The following is a 15,995-nucleotide window of genomic DNA, read 5'->3' on the forward strand; positions in this document are numbered from 1 at the left end:
GGTATGGCGTACGTCCGTCCGCTGCCGGACCGTCTACCAGATCGCCTCGACCCACTCAGGGTGGTCGATGAACGGGTTCCGATTGCCCTGGTAGTTGGTGTAGATGAGGTCGTTGCGGCGCTCCTCGAAGGCGTTGGGCGGGTCCGCCTCGTTCCAGGCCTTGAGGACGGCTAGCTTGCCCATGTACGGGTTGCTGCCGTTGCCCACCTTCTCGTTGGGCTCCAGGTCGGCCCAGCCGTCGTCGCCCTCGTAGCGGACGGTCATGTAGAGGATCATGCGGGCGACGTCGCCCCTGTCCGCGGCGCGCGGTGCGAAGGAGTCGGAGTCGACGGTGCTGCCGCCGCCGTTGGTGACCGTGCTGCCGCCGTTGTCGAAGTCCAGGTTGCCGCGGGTGCTGTTGACCTGGACGTCGCAGGCGCGCAGGTGGTGCAGGTCCGTGCCGGGGCCGACCGCCTCGCCGAAGTCGCCGTGGGACTTGGCCCAGGTGTGCTCGCGGTTCCAGTCGCCGACGTCGCCGCCGTTGAGGGACTTGCTGCGCGAGACACCGCTGTACAGCAGGAGCACGTTGCTGCTGTTGTTCGGGTCCTGGTCGGTCACCTTCAGCGCGTTCCAGACCGCGGAGTACGAGATCTTCGTCTGGCTGCTGATGATCGTGTGCAGCGAGGACTTGAGGCTCGTGCCGGTCTTGCCGATCGCGTTCTTGTAGTACGTGGCGTCGTACGCGGTCGTCGTCGCGCCGGCCGGAGTCGCGGCCATCGTGGGGATGGCGAGGGCGGCCATGACGGTCGACGTGGCGAGCGCCACGGCCTTCCAACGGCTGCGGCGTATCTGCGTCGCGGGCATCGGGGGTGTCCGTTCTACGCGTGTCGATTGAGCGGGACATCCGGGAGCGTGACATGGACATGCGTTTCAGGCAATGAACTGCGCGTGTCCGTTGGGTGACGGAGTCCGGCAACTCGGCTGATTTCGGCTCGATTTGACGCGCGTAGAGCCAAGGGGAGGGCAAGGGATCGTCTGGAAACGGGGTGGCCCCCGACCGGCGTTCCGGTCGGGGGCCACTCGTTGTCCTTCGGGCTCAGCTGACGTCCGACGCGTCCAGGCGGTAGATCGACGACGTGGATTGAGCGCTCGTCTGCGTGCCCGACTCGCTCTCCTCCGTCGTCGAGTTCGACGTCGAGTTCGACGACGTGCTGTACTCGCTCTCCTTCACCGCCGTGCCGTGCTCCTGCACCCACGCCGTGACCTCCGAGCTGAGGCTGGAGCCGCCCATGCCGCCCCCTCCGCCCATACCGCCGCCGAGCTGGATGTAGTGCAACTCGCCCTTCTTCACCAGCTCCTTGAGCTTGGCCAGGGTCATCGCCTTGTCGGTGCCGGTCCAGCCCCACATGGAGATCACCGGCTCGCCGCTGCTCATGATCAGCTGTGCCGCACCCTGCGAATTGGACACCGCCAGCAGCCACTTGGCGCCGTCCTGGTGCTTCTTCAGGTACGTGATCAGCTCGGTGCTGGCGCCGCCGCCCATGCCGCCACCGCCGCCCATACCTCCGCCGCCCATGCCGCCGGGCTGTCCGCTCTGCTGCTGGCCGCCGGCCTCGCCGGTCTCACCGCCGGTGCCGCTCGTGCCGCCCGGGGGCGTACCCATGCCACCGCCCTGCTGACCGGTGCCGCCGGGCGCCCCGCTGGGCATCCCGCCACTGGGCGGCGTACCCATCTGACCGCCCTGCTGGCCGCCCTCGGCCTGACCGCCCTGCTGTTGGCCGTTCTGCTGGCCCTGGCCGCCACCGCCGGGGAAGCCGCCGCCCGCACGATTGCCACCGCCCCCGCCGCCACCCGGACCACCCATGCCGCCACCCGTCGACGGGCCCGCCGTCGGGTTCGTACCGCCCATGCCGCCGCCCGTCGCCGACGTCTCCGCGAAGGAGTACGCGGCCGGGCCGGCCACCGCCGCGACGATCGCCGCCACCACGGAGGCTGCCAGGAGCTGGACTCGGCGTCCGGTACGGAAGACCAGCAGACCCGTGATCGCCAGTGCCATCAGCACCGCGATCGTCGGCCACAGCCACGCGTTCCAGTCGGACGTCCGGCGCAGGAGGACTACCGACCAGACCCCGGTGATGCCGAGGGCCAGCGGGAGTACCCACACCCAGCGCTTGTCCGTGCGGAACGCGCGCAGCAGGAGCACTCCGCCGCCACCGCACAGCGCCGCGATGCCGGGCGCGAGGGCGGTCGTGTAGTACGGGTGCATCGTGCCTTCGGCCATGGCGAAGGTCAGGTAGTGGAGGAGTGTCCAGCCGCCCCACATCAGGAGTGCGGCGCGGGTCGCGTCCGTGCGCGGGGCCCGGCCGATCAACACCAGGCCGCCCACCAGCGCGATGCCCGCGAAGGGGATCAGCCACGAGATCTGGCCGCCCAGGATCTCGTTGAACATCCGGCCGATGCCCGCGGTCCCGGAGAAGCCGCCGCCCCCGCCACCGCCGCCCCCGCCGTTGCCCTCGCCGCCGAAGACGCGGCCGAGGCCGTTGTAGCCCATGATCAGGTTCCAGGCGCTGCCGTCCGTCGAGCCGCCGATGTACGGGCGTTCGTCGGCCGGGACCAGGGAGACCGCCGTCGCCCACCAGAAGCTGGCCACCGCGAGCGCGACACCCGCGAGCAGCAGGTTCACGATCCGCTTCACGAGGCCCAGGTTGGCCGCGAAGAGGTACACCGCGAAGACGGCCGGCAGGGCGATGTAGCCCTGGAGCATCTTCGTGTTGAAGGCGAGACCGAAGCACACCGCCGAGCCGAGCAGCGGCAGCAGTTTGCCGTCACGCGTGGCGCGCAGGGCGAGGGCCGCGCCCGCCACCATCAGGCAGACCAGCAGCGTGTCGGGGTTGTTGTCCCGGTTGATGGCCACGGTGATCGGGGTGAGGGCCAGGACGAGTGCGGCCACGGTCGCCGCCGCGTGGCCGAACACCCGCTTCACGGAGGAGTGCAGGATCCAGATGGTGCCGAGCGCGGACGCGATCAGCGGCGCCATCATCTGCCACGTGCCGAAGCCGAACACCCGGCAGGACAGGCCCATGACCATGAGGACGAAGGGTGGCTTGTCGACGGTGAGGAAGTTCCCCGCGTCGAGCGAGCCGAAGAACCACGCCTTCCAGCTCTGCGTTCCGCTGAGCACGGCCGCGCTGTAGAAGCTGTTGAGGCCGGAGGAGGAGAGGTTCCAGGAGTACAGGACTCCGGCCAGCACCATGATCGCGAGCAGCGCGGGCAGCGACCAGCGCGGCGCCTTCTCGAGCGTGCCGGGCGTGCCTGGCGCGGTGGGGGCCGGTGGAGCCGCGGGGGCCGCGGGATCGGCGGCCGCGGGGGTTTCCGGGGCGTGGGGGTGTGGGTCGGTGGCAGATGTCACCATCGAATCGTCTGGACGGGGGGTGGGTGAGGGCTGTGGCGCACCTGGGGGCCACCTGTGAATACGGGCAACAGTGCGTTACGTGCGGTGCATGCTTTACCCAAAGGAAATCGGGCAGGCGTACAACCATTCGTACGTGCATGTGAGTCAAAGGAGACCAGCGTGCCGGGGGGCCGCTGACGTCTTTCACGGGGATGGGGAACCTCCATGACTCACCACATAGCCAGATCCGCGACATCCAGATCCGCGCGTGCCCGCGCACTCGGTGTCGTCGTCGGCGCCACCACCGCGATCTCGCTGCTCGCCACCGCCACACCCGCCAACGCCGCCACCGCGGCGGTCAGTTGTACGTCGGCCAAGCCCGCCCTCGCCACCAAGCTGAAGCGGGACATCACCTCCGCCCTCGCCGGGCGCCAGGGTTCCATCAGCGTCGGCGTCTTCGACCGCTCCACCAGAACCACCTGTGTGTACCGAGCGCAGACGGCCTTCGACTCCGCCAGTGTCGTCAAGGTGACCGTCCTCGCGACCCTGCTCTGGGACGCCCAGAAGACCGGCCGAGCCCTGACCGCCACGGAGAAGAGCCGCGCCACGGCCATGATCACCAAGTCGGACAACGCCGCCACCACCAAGCTGTGGAGCCAGCTCGGCGTGACGAAGATCAAGGGCTTCCTCGCCGCCGCCAACATGACCCAGACCAGGCCCGGCGCCAACGGCTACTGGGGGCTCACCCAGATCACCGCCCGCGACGAACAGAAGCTCCTCGCGCTCACCACCATCCACAACACGGTCCTGACCGACAACTCCCGTGCGTACATCCTGAAGTTGATGAACCAGGTCATCTCGTCCCAGCGCTGGGGTACGCCGAAGGGCGTGCCCTCCGGTGTCTCCGTGCACGTCAAGAACGGCTGGCTTCAGCGCGCCTCGCACGGCTGGCGGGTGCACAGCGTCGGCTCGTTCAAGGGCGGCGGCCACGACTACATGATCTCCGTGCTCACCCACGGCAACAGCACCTGGAACTACGGCATCACGACCATCGAACGCGTCGCCAAGGTCGTCCACAGGGACCTCGCAGCGAGCTGATCACAGAGCCGATCACAGGCCGACTTCACCGCAGCGCCTCCCGGCCGTCACCGACCCGACCTACGGTGACCGCCATGCGCCTGCGACCCCAGCGATCTCTGCGAACCGTACTCACCACCGTCACCGCCGGCCTGGCGGCGGCCACCTGCCTGACCGCCGCCGGACCGGCGGACGCCAACTCGCACATCAGCAACGCCTGTTCGCCGACCGTCTCCATCGACCGCTTCTCCGACGCCCTCGACAAGACGACGTACGACGGCACCTTCGTCGGCAACTTCTCCGCGCTCGCGGTCGACCGGAACGGCGACCTCGCCGCCCTCTCCGACCGCTCGTCCCTCTTCACCCTCGACCGGCGGACCCTGAGCCCGACGAGCGTCGTCCCCCTCGCCGACGAGACCGGCGCCGCGCTCGACTCCGAGGGTCTGGTCGTCGACCGCGACGGCACCCGGCTCGTCTCCTCCGAGACGGAACCCTCCGTACGCCGCTACTCTCGCGACGGCCGCATCCTCGACCGGCTCCCGGTACCGGACGCGCTCCAGGCCGCCCCGGCCGGCCGCGCCACCGCCAACCAGACCTTCGAGGGGCTCACCCTCCTCCCCGGCGGCCGTACGCTCCTCGCCTCCATGGAGTACGCGATCTCCGGCGACTCCACCGGCATCGTCCGCTGGCAGACCTGGGAGCGGAAGGGCGGCCACTTCGTCCTCGGCGCCCAGTACGCCTACCGCACCGACACCGGCCTGGGCGTCCCCGAGGTCGCGGCCACCCCCGACGGACGCCTTCTCGTCCTGGAGCGCGGTTTCACCTCCGGCGTCGGCAACACCGTCCGCCTCTACCTGGCCGACCCGCGCCACGCCACCGACACGAGCGGCGTCGAGAACGTCACCGGGCAGGACGGCGTACGCCTGGTCAAGAAGACCCTCCTCGCCGACATCGTGAACTGCCCGTCACTGGGAGCGACCGCGAAGCAGCCGCAGCCCAACCCCCTCCTCGACAACATCGAGGGCATGGTCATCACCGGCCGCACCCACGGCGGCCTGCGCGTCCTCCTGGTCAGCGACGACAACCAGAACGCCGTACAGACGACCCGTTTCTACTTCCTGCGGGTCCGTACGGCATAAGCCCTGTTTGTTGCGGAGGGATGAAATCCGCTTCCGCCCGCGTTGGTGCCTACCGGCGGAGTATGGACGTGTGGATCTACGGAAGGCACCGGAGTGACAGACCAGCGGGGGCGGGAGCCGAAACCGGAGCCGGAACAGGCGCAGGGATGGGCGCGGCGGCTGGTCGGATACGCCTGGCGGTATCCGAAGGACGTCGTGCTCTCCCTGGGCGCCTCCCTCGGCGGTATGGCCCTCATGGCGATCGTCCCGCTGATCACCAAGGTGATCATCGACGACGTGATCGCTGACAAGACCCGCTCGATGGCCCCCTGGGCGGGCGCGCTCGTCGTCTCCGCCGTCCTCGTCTACGTCTTCACCTACATCCGCCGCTACTACGGCGGCCGGCTCGCCCTCGACGTCCAGCACGACCTGCGGACGGAGATGTTCGGGACGATCACCCGGCTCGACGGGCGCCGCCAGGACGAGCTGTCGACCGGGCAGATCGTCGGGCGGGCCACCAGCGACCTCCAGCTGATCCAGAGCCTCTTCTACATGCTCCCGATGACCATCGGGAACCTGCTCCTCTTCCTGATGTCCCTCGCGATCATGGCCTGGCTGTCGATCCCGCTGACCCTGGTCGCCCTCGCGGTCGCCCCCGCCCTGTGGATCATCGCCAAGCGCAGCCGTACGAAGCTCCACCCGGCCACCTGGTACGCGCAGGCCCAGGCCGCCGCCGTCGCGGGTGTCGTCGACGGCGCCGTGACGGGCGTACGCGTGGTGAAGGGGTTCGGGCAGGAGGACCAGGAGACCGGGAAGCTCCGGGAGGTCGGGCGGCGGCTCTTCGCGGGGCGGCTGCGGACGATCCGCTTCAACTCCGTCTACACCCCGGCCCTCCAGGCCGTGCCCGTGCTCGGGCAGGTCGCGATGCTCGCCGTGGGCGGCTGGCTGGCCGTGGGCGGGCACATCACGCTCGGTACGTTCGTCGCGTTCTCCACCTATCTCGCCCAGCTCGTCGGCCCGGTGCGGATGCTCGCCATGGTGCTGACCGTCGGCCAGCAGGCGCGGGCCGGTACCGAACGCGTCCTCGAACTGATCGACACCAAGCCCTCCATCTCCGACGGCCACAAGGACCTGCCCGCCGACGCCCCGGCAACCGTCGAGTTCGACGACGTGTCGTTCGGGTACGACCCCGAGCGCCCCGTCCTCGACGGGCTCAGCCTGGAGATCCGGGCCGGCGAGACCCTCGCCGTCGTCGGGTCGTCGGGCTCCGGCAAGTCGACCGTCTCCCTCCTCCTCCCGCGCTTCTACGACGTGACGCGCGGCGCGGTCCTCGTCGGCGGCCACGATGTCCGCGAGCTGACCAGCGACTCGCTGCGGGCCGCGATCGGGCTCGTCCCCGAGGACTCCTTCCTCTTCTCCGACACCGTCCGCAACAACATCGCGTACGGCCGTCCGGACGCCACCGAGGAGCAGATCCTCACCGCCGCGCGCGCCGCACAGGCGGACCGTTTCATCGCCGAGCTGCCCCACGGCTACGACACCAAGGTCGGCGAGCACGGCCTCACCCTCTCCGGCGGCCAGCGCCAGCGCGTCGCACTGGCCCGCGCGATCCTCACCGACCCCCGCCTCCTCGTCCTCGACGACGCCACCTCCGCCGTGGACGCCCGCGTCGAGCACGAGATCCACGAGGCCCTGAAGCACGTCATGGAGGGCCGGACGACCCTCCTCATCGCCCACCGCCGCTCCACCCTCGGCCTCGCCGACCGCATCGCCGTCCTCGACGCCGGACGCCTCGCCGACATCGGCACCCACGAGGAACTCCAGGCCCGTTCCGCCCTGTACCGGCGGCTGCTGACCGACCCGGACGAGCTGGGCGGCGTCTCGCCCGGCCGTGCACTGCCCTCCCTGCCGCCCGAGGACACCTCCGTACGGGACGAGCTGGACGCCGAGTTCGACGCCGAGCGCGGGGTCACCCCCAGGCTGTGGACCGGTGACCGCGAGCGCAAGGACACGGCGTTCGACGGGATGCCGGCCACGCCCGAACTCCTCGCCCAGGTCGAGGCGTTGCCCCCGGCCGCCGACACCCCGGTCATCGACGAGGCCCGCGCGGTCACGCCCGAGGACTCGTACGGGCTGAAGCGGCTGCTGCGCGGCTTCGGTACGCCGTTGCTGGTGAGCCTCGGGCTCGTCGCCGTCGACGCGGGCATGGGCCTGCTCCTGCCGGTCCTGATCCGGCACGGCATCGACTCGGGCGTCTCCCAACTCGCCCTGGGTGCCGTGTGGGCGGCCTCCGCGCTCGCCCTGGTCTCCGTCGTCGTCCAGTGGGCGGCGCAGATCGGCGAGATGCGGATGACGGGCCGTACCGGCGAACGCGTGCTGTACGCACTCCGGTTGAAGATCTTCGCCCAGCTGCAACGCCTCGGACTCGACTACTACGAACGGGAGTTGACCGGCCGGATCATGACGAGGATGACGACCGACGTCGACGCCCTCTCCACGTTCCTCCAGACGGGCCTGGTCACCGCCTTCGTCTCCGTCGTCACCTTCTTCGGCATCATGGTCGCCCTGCTCGTGATCGACGTACAGCTCGCCCTCGTCGTGTTCGTGACCATCCCGGTGCTGGTCGTCGGCACGTTCTACTTCCGCCGGGCCAGCGTCAAGGCGTACGAACTCGCCCGTGAGCGTGTGTCGTTGGTCAACGCCGACCTCCAGGAGTCGGTGTCCGGGCTGCGGATCGTGCAGGCCTTCCGGCGTGAGCGGGCGGGTGGCGAGCGGTTCGCCGAGGGCAGCGACAGCTATCGCCGGGCGCGTGTCCGGGGCCAGTGGCTGATCTCCGTGTACTTCCCCTTCGTACAGCTGCTGGCCTCGGTCGCGGCCGCGGCGGTGCTGATCGTCGGCGCGGGGCGGATCGAGAACGGCACGCTGACGACGGGTGCGCTGGTGGCGTACCTGCTCTACATCGACCTGTTCTTCGCACCCGTGCAGCAGCTCTCGCAGGTCTTCGACGGGTACCAGCAGGCGACGGTCTCGCTGGGCCGCATCCAGGAACTGCTCCAGGAGCGGACCTCCACCGAGGCCGCCGAGGAGCCGCTGGAGGTGCTGTCCCTGCGCGGGGACATCGCCTTCGAGGGCGTGGACTTCGCGTACGGGGACGACGAAGAGGCCCTGAGCGAGGTCGAGTTGACGATTCCGGCGGGGCAGACCGTCGCCTTCGTCGGGGAGACCGGCGCCGGCAAGTCGACGCTCGTGAAGCTGGTCGCCCGCTTCTACGACCCGACCGGCGGCCGGGTCACCGTCGACGGCACCGATCTGCGCGCCCTCGACATCACCTCGTACCGGCATCGCCTCGGGGTCGTGCCGCAGGAGGCGTACCTGTTCCAGGGGACCGTGCGGGACGCCATCGCGTACGGGCGTCCGGACGCCACCGACGCCCAGGTGGAGGCGGCGGCGCGGGCGGTCGGCGCCCACGAGATGATCGCCACCCTCGACGGCGGCTACCTCCACGAGGTCGCCGAGCGCGGCCGTAACCTCTCGGCGGGCCAACGCCAGCTGATCGCACTGGCCCGCGCCGAACTGGTCGACCCGGACATCCTCCTCCTCGACGAGGCCACGGCGGCCCTGGACCTGGCCACCGAGGCCCAGGTCAACCAGGCCACGGACCGCCTCGCAGGCCGCCGTACAACCCTGGTGGTAGCCCACCGCCTGACCACGGCGGCCCGCGCCGACCGGGTCGTACTCATGGAACACGGGCGCGTCGCCGAGGACGGCACCCATGACGAACTCCTCCAACTGAACGGCCGCTACGCAGAGTTGTGGCGCACATTCGTAGGAACCCCGGACCAGGAGGAACCGGTCACATCCTCATCCCGCTGACTGAACGTTGAACGCCCCGCAGGGGCCGTTCTTCAGGGGCGCGGGGAACTGCGCGACCAGCCACAGCGGACCCGCAGCCGAAAGACCACGCAACCGTTCGACACACCCCTCGCGTCCGTACATCAGTACGGTAATCGGCGGTGACGGGAGAGACGACGGTGAGTGGTGGTTCCGTACGACGACGGATAGCCCTCGGGCTGGCCGTGTTGACCGCGTCCGGCATGCTCGCCCTCATGAGCCCGGGGAGCGCCGAGGCGGCCTCGGCGTGCTCAGGGCGCAAAGCACGCACACTCACCTTCTCCACCGGCGAGGTGCACATCTACCGCCGCAGCGGCTACGTCTGCGCAGTCACCCTCTCCAAGCGCCCCGGCGTCCGCCAGTGGATGTCGGTGAGCGTACGGGCGCGCGGCGGACGCCCGGTCGTCGACGAGGGCGAGTTCTCGAAGCGGGCCGGCCCGGTCACCGTGCACGCGGGACGGCGGCATGTGTGGGTGAAGGGGACGGTTGGGCGAGGATCGGTCAGTTCTGGCTGGATTCGGTGTTGAGCCCCTCCCGGCACTCTGCTCACACCCTATTTACCGATCCCCTGCCCGAGGGATTTCCCTATCTCCCCTGGTGCGTCCGGCAGTTGCTCCGATAGCTTCCGGCGCACAGATGTTTCATAGGGGAGGGTGCATGCGCAAGGCGCTCAGATGGCTGCTGGCGCTCACCGTGCTCATCGGCACGTTGAGTACGGCGGGAGCGGCGACCGCCGCTCAGCCGGAGGCCACCGGCACCACACAAACGACCAGTAGCGCGGACATCAAGGACCAGCTCCTCGCGATACCGGGCATGAGCCTGATCCAGGAGAAGCCGTACACCGGCTACCGGTACTTCGTCCTCAACTACACCCAGCCGATCGACCACCGGCACCCGTCCAAGGGCACGTTCCAGCAGCGCATCACCGTCCTGCACAAGGACGTCGCGCGCCCGACGGTGTTCTTCACCAGCGGGTACTTCGTCAACACGAACCCGAGTCGCAGCGAGCCGACGCGGATCGTCGACGGCAACCAGGTCTCCTTGGAGTACCGCTTCTTCACGCCGTCCCGGCCCGACCCGGCGAACTGGTCCAAGCTGGACATCTGGCAGGCGGCCAGCGACCAGCACCGCGTCTTCACGGCGCTGAAGAAGATCTACGCCAAGAAGTGGCTGTCCACGGGCGGTTCGAAGGGCGGCATGACCGCCACGTACTACGAGCGCTTCTACCCGCGTGACATGGACGGCGTCGTCGCGTACGTCGCCCCCAACGACGTGGTGAACAACGAGGACTCGGCCTACGACCGGTTCTTCGCCACCGTCGGCACCAAGGAGTGCCGCGACCGGCTGAACGGCGTGCAGCGCGAGGCGCTCGTCCGCCGGGAGCCGCTGGAGAAGCGGTACGCGGAGTTCGCCGCCGCCGAGGGCTTCACCTTCGACACCATCGGCAGCCTCGACAAGGCGTACGAGGCCACCGTGCTCGACTACGTCTGGGGCTTCTGGCAGTACAGCCTGCTCGCCGACTGCGAGTCCATCCCGGCCGACGCGAAGAACGCGACCGACGACGACATCTGGACATCGATCGACACGATCGCCGGGTTCTCCTTCTACACCGACCAGGGCCTGGAGCCGTACACGCCGTACTACTACCAGGCGGGCACCCAACTCGGCGCGCCCACCATCAAGTTCCCGCACATCGAGAAGAAGTACATCCGCTACGGCTACATGCCGCCGCGGGAGTTCGTCCCCCGGGACATCTCGATGAAGTTCCAGCCGCGGGCGATGCGTGACGTCGACAACTGGGTCAAGCACCGCGCCAACCAGATGCTGTTCGTGTACGGGCAGAACGACCCGTGGGGCGCCGAGCAGTTCCGTCTCGGCAAGGGCGCGAAGGACTCGTACGTCTTCACCGCCCCCGGCCTGAACCACGGCGCGAACGTCGCGGCTCTGGTCCCCGAGCAGAAGGCGTTCGCCACGGCCCGCATCCTGGAGTGGGCGGGCGTCGCCTCGACCACCGTCCAGTCCAACCCGTCGGCGGCCAAGCCGCTGGCGACGTACGACGCGAAGCTCGACAAGCGGAACATCGAGCGGGAGCCCACGCTGCGGCCGTAACGGCTGTGGAGAGCATGGGTAGTTGAATGCGACGCGGGCTCGACGGCGGCTGCCGTCGAGCCCGCGCTCGTGTCAGCCGCCGATCGCCGCCGGCGGCCGCCCCGCCATCAGCAGATTGACCAGGGCCAGCAACAGGTCCCGGCTGTCCAGCCGCTCCCGGAGGTCACCCATGACGACCGGGACCCCCGGGTCCAGGTCGAGCGCGTCCCGTACCTCCGCCACCGTGCGGTCCCGCATCCCGTGGAAGCAGTTGACGCCGACCACGAACGGCACGCCACGGCTCTCGAAGAAGTCGATCGACGCGAAGCTGCTCTCCAGCCGCCGGGTGTCCGCGAGGACGACCGCGCCGAGCGCCCCGTGCACCAGGTCGTTCCACATGAACCAGAAGCGTTCCTGGCCGGGCGTCCCGAACAGGTAGAGGACCAGCTGGCTGCTCACCGTGATCCGGCCGAAGTCCAGCGCCACGGTGGTCGTGGTCTTCCGCTCGACCCCGTCGAGGTCGTCGACCCCGAGGCCCGCGACGGTCAGCTGCTCCTCGGTGTGCAGCGGCGGGATCTCGCTCACGGAGCCGACCATGGTGGTCTTGCCGACGCCGAAGCCGCCCGCGATCAGTATTTTCACCGCGGCGGGCGCGGTGGGCGTCCCGGCCGCGGACGCCTGTGACCCGGCCTGTTCGTCAGAGTCTGAGTAGGGCATCCTTCACCGCCTGAAGAAGAGTCATGTCCGGTTCCTGGCCGACGGCCACCGCGAGCGGCGGCCGGGCAGTCACCCGGTCCAGCGTGATGAGGTCGCCGACGAGGATCTTCGTCACCGCCACGGGCAGATTCAGCCCGGCGGCGACCTCGGCGAGCGCCACCGGCGTACGGCACTGCCGCAGGATCACCCGGTGCTCGGGCTGTAGCCCCCGGTCGGCGGGCCGTTCGGCCGGCGAGACGGTGGCGATCACCGTGATGAGGGTGAGGTCGTCACGTACCGAGGCCGTACGCCCATGGGTGATCGTGTACGGCCGGACGAGACTCTCCTCGGCATCGTCGTCGTCCGGCGACGCGTCCGCCCAGTGGCTCACTCACGCCCCCCGCCCTCCAGGCGCTGGACCCGCACCTCGGTCCCCAGCCGCTGCCCCACCTGCTGTACGAGGGTGTCCATCGCCACGGCCATGATCTCGGCGTCGACCTCCTGGTCCGCCACGACCGCCAGGTGGGTGCCCCGGCCGGCCGAGCTGATGAACAGCCAGAGTTCGTCCAGTTCGATGATGACCTGGTGGACGGCACCGCCGCCGAAGACCTCACCGACACCGCGGGCCAGGCTCTGCTGACCGGTGGCGATGGCGGCCAGGCGTTCCGCGTCGACCCGGGCGATGCTGTTGGACTGGCTCACCACCAGCCCGTCGTCGGACAGCACGATGGCGTTCCGGGTGCCCGGAACCTGGTCGACCAGACGGTCGAGCAGCCAGTCGAGGTCGGAGTTGGTGGCAGTGGTTCGCAGAGTCATCGTCCGTCTTCCTTCCGGGCCCGGTCGGGTCCCGGTGAGGGGTGGGTGGGCTGGTGTTCGGTCTGGTGTCCGGGCTGACTGTCCGCGTCGGGCCTGAGCCGGGAGGCCCGCGACTGGCGCTGGAAGGCACCGACGGTGGCGCCGGACCTGCCTCCCTTCCGACGGGGCAGGGGCGGCGCGGAAGCGCCGGCGGGGCCGGTGCGCGGCTGTTCGGCGGCGGGGTACGAGGGCGGCTCCCGGAGTTCGGTGACGAGGCTCGCCTGCCGGACGCGCCGGGGGAGCGGATTCTGGCTGCCGTTGGACGCCTGGGCGGGGGCCTGCGGGGGGCGGGCCGACGGCGCCGCCGACCCGGACGCCGACCCGGACGGTGCCGACGGCGCGATCCAGGGGCCGATGAGCGGACGGGCGTACCCCTCCTGCTCACCGGCGTGCGCGCCGCGCGCCCGGGGTGCGGGGCGAGTGGGGGAGTCCGCCGGGCCGGAACGGTCGGGGGCTCCGCGGAGTGTGAGCGGGTCCGGGAAAGGGGCTGCCGGGGTGCCGGAATGGTCGGAGGTTCCGTGGAGTGGGAAGGGGGCTGCCGAGGTGCCGGGGCGGTCGGAGGTTCCGCGGGGCGTGAGCTGGTCCGGGAAGGGGGCTGCCGGGGGGCCGGAACGGTCGCGGGTTCCGCGGGGCGTGAGCGGGTCCGCGAAGGGGGCCGCCGACGGTGCGGGGGCGTCCGCCTGCCCGGGGTACGAGGGTGCGCCGTGGAGCGTGAGCGGGTCCTGGGCCTCCGGGTACGTGGGGCGGGCGGTCGAGGCGCGCAGCGCGAGGCGGTCCGGGACCGGTGCCGACGGGGAGGCCGGCAGCGAGGCGGGCCGCGCCGGGACCTGCTGGCCGCCCGTGATCAGCTCCGCGGGGACCAGGACGACGACCCGGGTGCCCCCGAACGACGAGGGCCGCAGCTCCACCTGGAGGCCCAGGTTGGCGGCGAGCCGGGCCACGACGTACAGGCCGAGCCGGGCGTCGTCGGCGCGGGACATCACGTCCATCCGGGGCGGGCTGGCCATCAGCTCGTTCGCCTCGGCGTACTGCTCCGGGTCCATGCCCATGCCGCGGTCCTCGATCTCGATCGCGATGCCGCGCCCCACCTGGGAGGCGGTCACCTCGACCGGGGTCGGCGGCCGGGAGAACGACACCGCGTTCTCCATCAGCTCCGCCAGCAGGTGCACCATCGGGCCGACCGCACGCTCCGACAGCCAGGTCTCGCCGTCGGTGTCGATCCGGATGCGCCGGTAGTCCTGCACCTCGCCCTGCGCCGAGCGCAGGATGTCCAGCAGCAGAACGGGCCTGCGCCAGCGCCGCTGCGGTGTCCCGCTGCCGAGGATGACCAGGTTCTCCTCGTAGCGGCGCAGCCGGGCCGCCAGGTGGTCGAGGTCGAACAGCCCTTCGAGGACCTCGGGGTCCTCGTGCCGCCGCTGCATCTCGCCGAGACGTTTCAGCTGCATACCGATCAGCAACTGGGTGCGCCGGGCGATACGTTGCAGCAGCCGCTCGAAACCGCGGTACAGCTCGATCTCCCGCACGGCGGTGTCCAGGGACGAGGTGCGGGCCTGGTTGAGGGCCTGGCCGAGCTGGCCGAGTTCGTCGTCGCCGTGCCGGATCTCGGGCAGTTCGGCGTCGGTGTCGACCTTCTCGCCGTTGCGCAGCCGCTCCACGATGTCGGGCAGCCGCTCCTGGAGCTGGAGTGCCTCGGCACGCAGCCCGAAGATCCGGCGGCGCAGCATGCCGGTGAGGCGCAGCGAGATGACCAGCATCAGCAGCACGGCCGCCGTGCTCACCGCGCTGTTGACCATCATGTCGGTCATCAGACCGCCGAGTTCGTCCTCGGTGGAGGCGACGAGGTCGTCGGAGTAGGCGCTGCTGGCCTGCAACAGCGCGGGGGTCATCCCGGCGAGGCTCTGCTGCCACTGCTTGCCCTGCGCGGCGGAGACGGCCGTCCGGCCGCTGCCGTCGGCGTCCGCCGTGTTCAACAGGCGCTGCTCGACCGAGGTCTTCCGCTTCCAGTCGGCGCCCGACAGCACGGCCCGGTAGGCCTTGGCCCGGTCGGCGGGCAGCTGCGGCACGACCTTGTCGCTGTAGATGTGCTGCTCGCTGCCGATCGTCTCGGCCAGCTGGAAGCGCTCCTCGGCGGTGAGCCGCCCGCTCGCCGCTCCGGCGGCGATGATCGCGTCCTCGCGCGAGAGCATCTCCAGGCCCCACTGCGCGTCGAGGGCCGGGCGGACGAGGACGGACGTCTCACCGAAGCCGACGTTGCTGAAGTCCTCCAGCAGATGCAGGCTCGACGCGATCACGCTCGTGTAGGCGTCGAACGTCTGCTGCCGGCCGGCGGACCGCCGGTCCACGGCGTCCCGGTAGTCGGGCAGCTTCTTCAGACCGAGGGTGACCTCCTGGAAGGCCTCGGTGAGAGAGGACGGGGCGGTGCCGACCGCTTCGAGGCTCTGTACGGACTTGTCGGTGCGCGTGCGCTGCCGGGTCAGCTCGGTCTCGTCGGCCTTGGGGTCCGCGAGCGCCGCCGCGCTGAGCCGCCGCTCCGCCTGGAGGTTGTAGAAGACGGTGACGATCGGGGTGCCGAAGCGTTTCCCCTCCTCGTTGCGGTCATGGACGGTCCGCCAGTCGCCGTAGAGCTGGGCCGAGTTCATCGCGCCCAGGGCCACCAGGGCGAGACAGGGCACCAGGGCCAGGACGAGCAGGATCGTCCGTAGCGACAACTGGCGCTTCGGAGCCGCCTGAGCCTTCGGAGCCCGGTCCTGCTGCTGTTGTGCCGTGCGTGCGTGGAGTGCCACAGAGGTTCCCGGCATGTAAGTGGTGGCGGACTGTCCGAAAAGAAGGGGTCCGCGCCATGACAGGGGGAGCCTACCGATTCACGAATTCATCACAACAGTTGTTCCAGTGAATGGGAG

General features: G+C 70.2%; 11 protein-coding genes. 5 read left to right on the forward strand and 6 right to left on the reverse strand.

Annotated elements, in window-relative coordinates:
* Positions 1–33: 33 nt before the first annotated feature.
* Together OG787_RS31250 and OG787_RS31255 are read right to left on the reverse strand one after the other, a co-directional pair.
* Complete coding sequence (locus OG787_RS31250) at positions 34–843, reverse strand: endonuclease I family protein (protein ID WP_369035962.1); 810 nt, start codon at positions 841–843, stop codon at positions 34–36.
* 232 nt (positions 844–1,075) lie between these two features.
* Positions 1,076–3,388: an ArnT family glycosyltransferase gene (locus tag OG787_RS31255; protein WP_405537324.1), complete on the reverse strand. Its 2,313-nt coding sequence runs from the start codon at positions 3,386–3,388 to the stop codon at positions 1,076–1,078.
* 207 nt (positions 3,389–3,595) lie between these two features.
* Between OG787_RS31255 and OG787_RS31260 the strand changes: the two genes are divergently transcribed.
* From OG787_RS31260 to OG787_RS31280, 5 genes are all read left to right on the forward strand, one after another.
* On the forward strand, positions 3,596–4,468 hold the full coding sequence (locus OG787_RS31260; protein ID WP_405537326.1) for a serine hydrolase: 873 nt from the start codon (positions 3,596–3,598) through the stop codon (positions 4,466–4,468).
* Positions 4,469–4,542: 74 nt separating this feature from the next.
* On the forward strand, positions 4,543–5,586 hold the full coding sequence (locus OG787_RS31265) for an esterase-like activity of phytase family protein (RefSeq protein WP_405537328.1): 1,044 nt from the start codon (positions 4,543–4,545) through the stop codon (positions 5,584–5,586).
* Between the two features lie 93 nt (positions 5,587–5,679).
* Positions 5,680–9,438, forward strand: coding sequence for an ABC transporter ATP-binding protein (locus OG787_RS31270; protein WP_405537329.1), 3,759 nt, complete (start codon positions 5,680–5,682; stop codon positions 9,436–9,438).
* A 221-nt stretch (positions 9,439–9,659) separates the two neighbouring features.
* Complete coding sequence (locus tag OG787_RS31275) at positions 9,660–9,983, forward strand: hypothetical protein (RefSeq protein ID WP_405540644.1); 324 nt, start codon at positions 9,660–9,662, stop codon at positions 9,981–9,983.
* Positions 9,984–10,113: 130 nt separating this feature from the next.
* Positions 10,114–11,565 (forward strand): S28 family serine protease, encoded by a 1,452-nt coding sequence (locus OG787_RS31280; protein ID WP_369035957.1) that lies wholly within the window; start codon positions 10,114–10,116, stop codon positions 11,563–11,565.
* 72 nt (positions 11,566–11,637) lie between these two features.
* Here OG787_RS31280 and OG787_RS31285 read toward each other — a convergent pair whose 3' ends face one another.
* The 4 genes from OG787_RS31285 to OG787_RS31300 are packed head-to-tail and all read right to left on the reverse strand — an operon-like array spanning position 11,638 to position 15,878.
* Entirely contained in the window at positions 11,638–12,261 is a 624-nt protein-coding gene (locus tag OG787_RS31285) for an ATP/GTP-binding protein (RefSeq protein ID WP_369035956.1), read from the reverse strand.
* Positions 12,242–12,631: a DUF742 domain-containing protein gene (locus tag OG787_RS31290; protein ID WP_369035955.1), complete on the reverse strand. Its 390-nt coding sequence runs from the start codon at positions 12,629–12,631 to the stop codon at positions 12,242–12,244. Before OG787_RS31290 ends, OG787_RS31285 begins: the two co-directional genes overlap by 20 nt.
* Entirely contained in the window at positions 12,628–13,056 is a 429-nt protein-coding gene (locus OG787_RS31295; RefSeq protein ID WP_369035954.1) for a roadblock/LC7 domain-containing protein, read from the reverse strand. Before OG787_RS31295 ends, OG787_RS31290 begins: the two co-directional genes overlap by 4 nt.
* Positions 13,053–15,878 (reverse strand): nitrate- and nitrite sensing domain-containing protein, encoded by a 2,826-nt coding sequence (locus OG787_RS31300; RefSeq protein ID WP_369035953.1) that lies wholly within the window; start codon positions 15,876–15,878, stop codon positions 13,053–13,055. Before OG787_RS31300 ends, OG787_RS31295 begins: the two co-directional genes overlap by 4 nt.
* Positions 15,879–15,995 lie beyond the last annotated feature (117 nt).

The organism is Streptomyces sp. NBC_00075, from assembly GCF_045041225.1.
Taxonomy (GTDB): Bacteria; Actinomycetota; Actinomycetes; order Streptomycetales; family Streptomycetaceae; genus Streptomyces; species Streptomyces adonidis.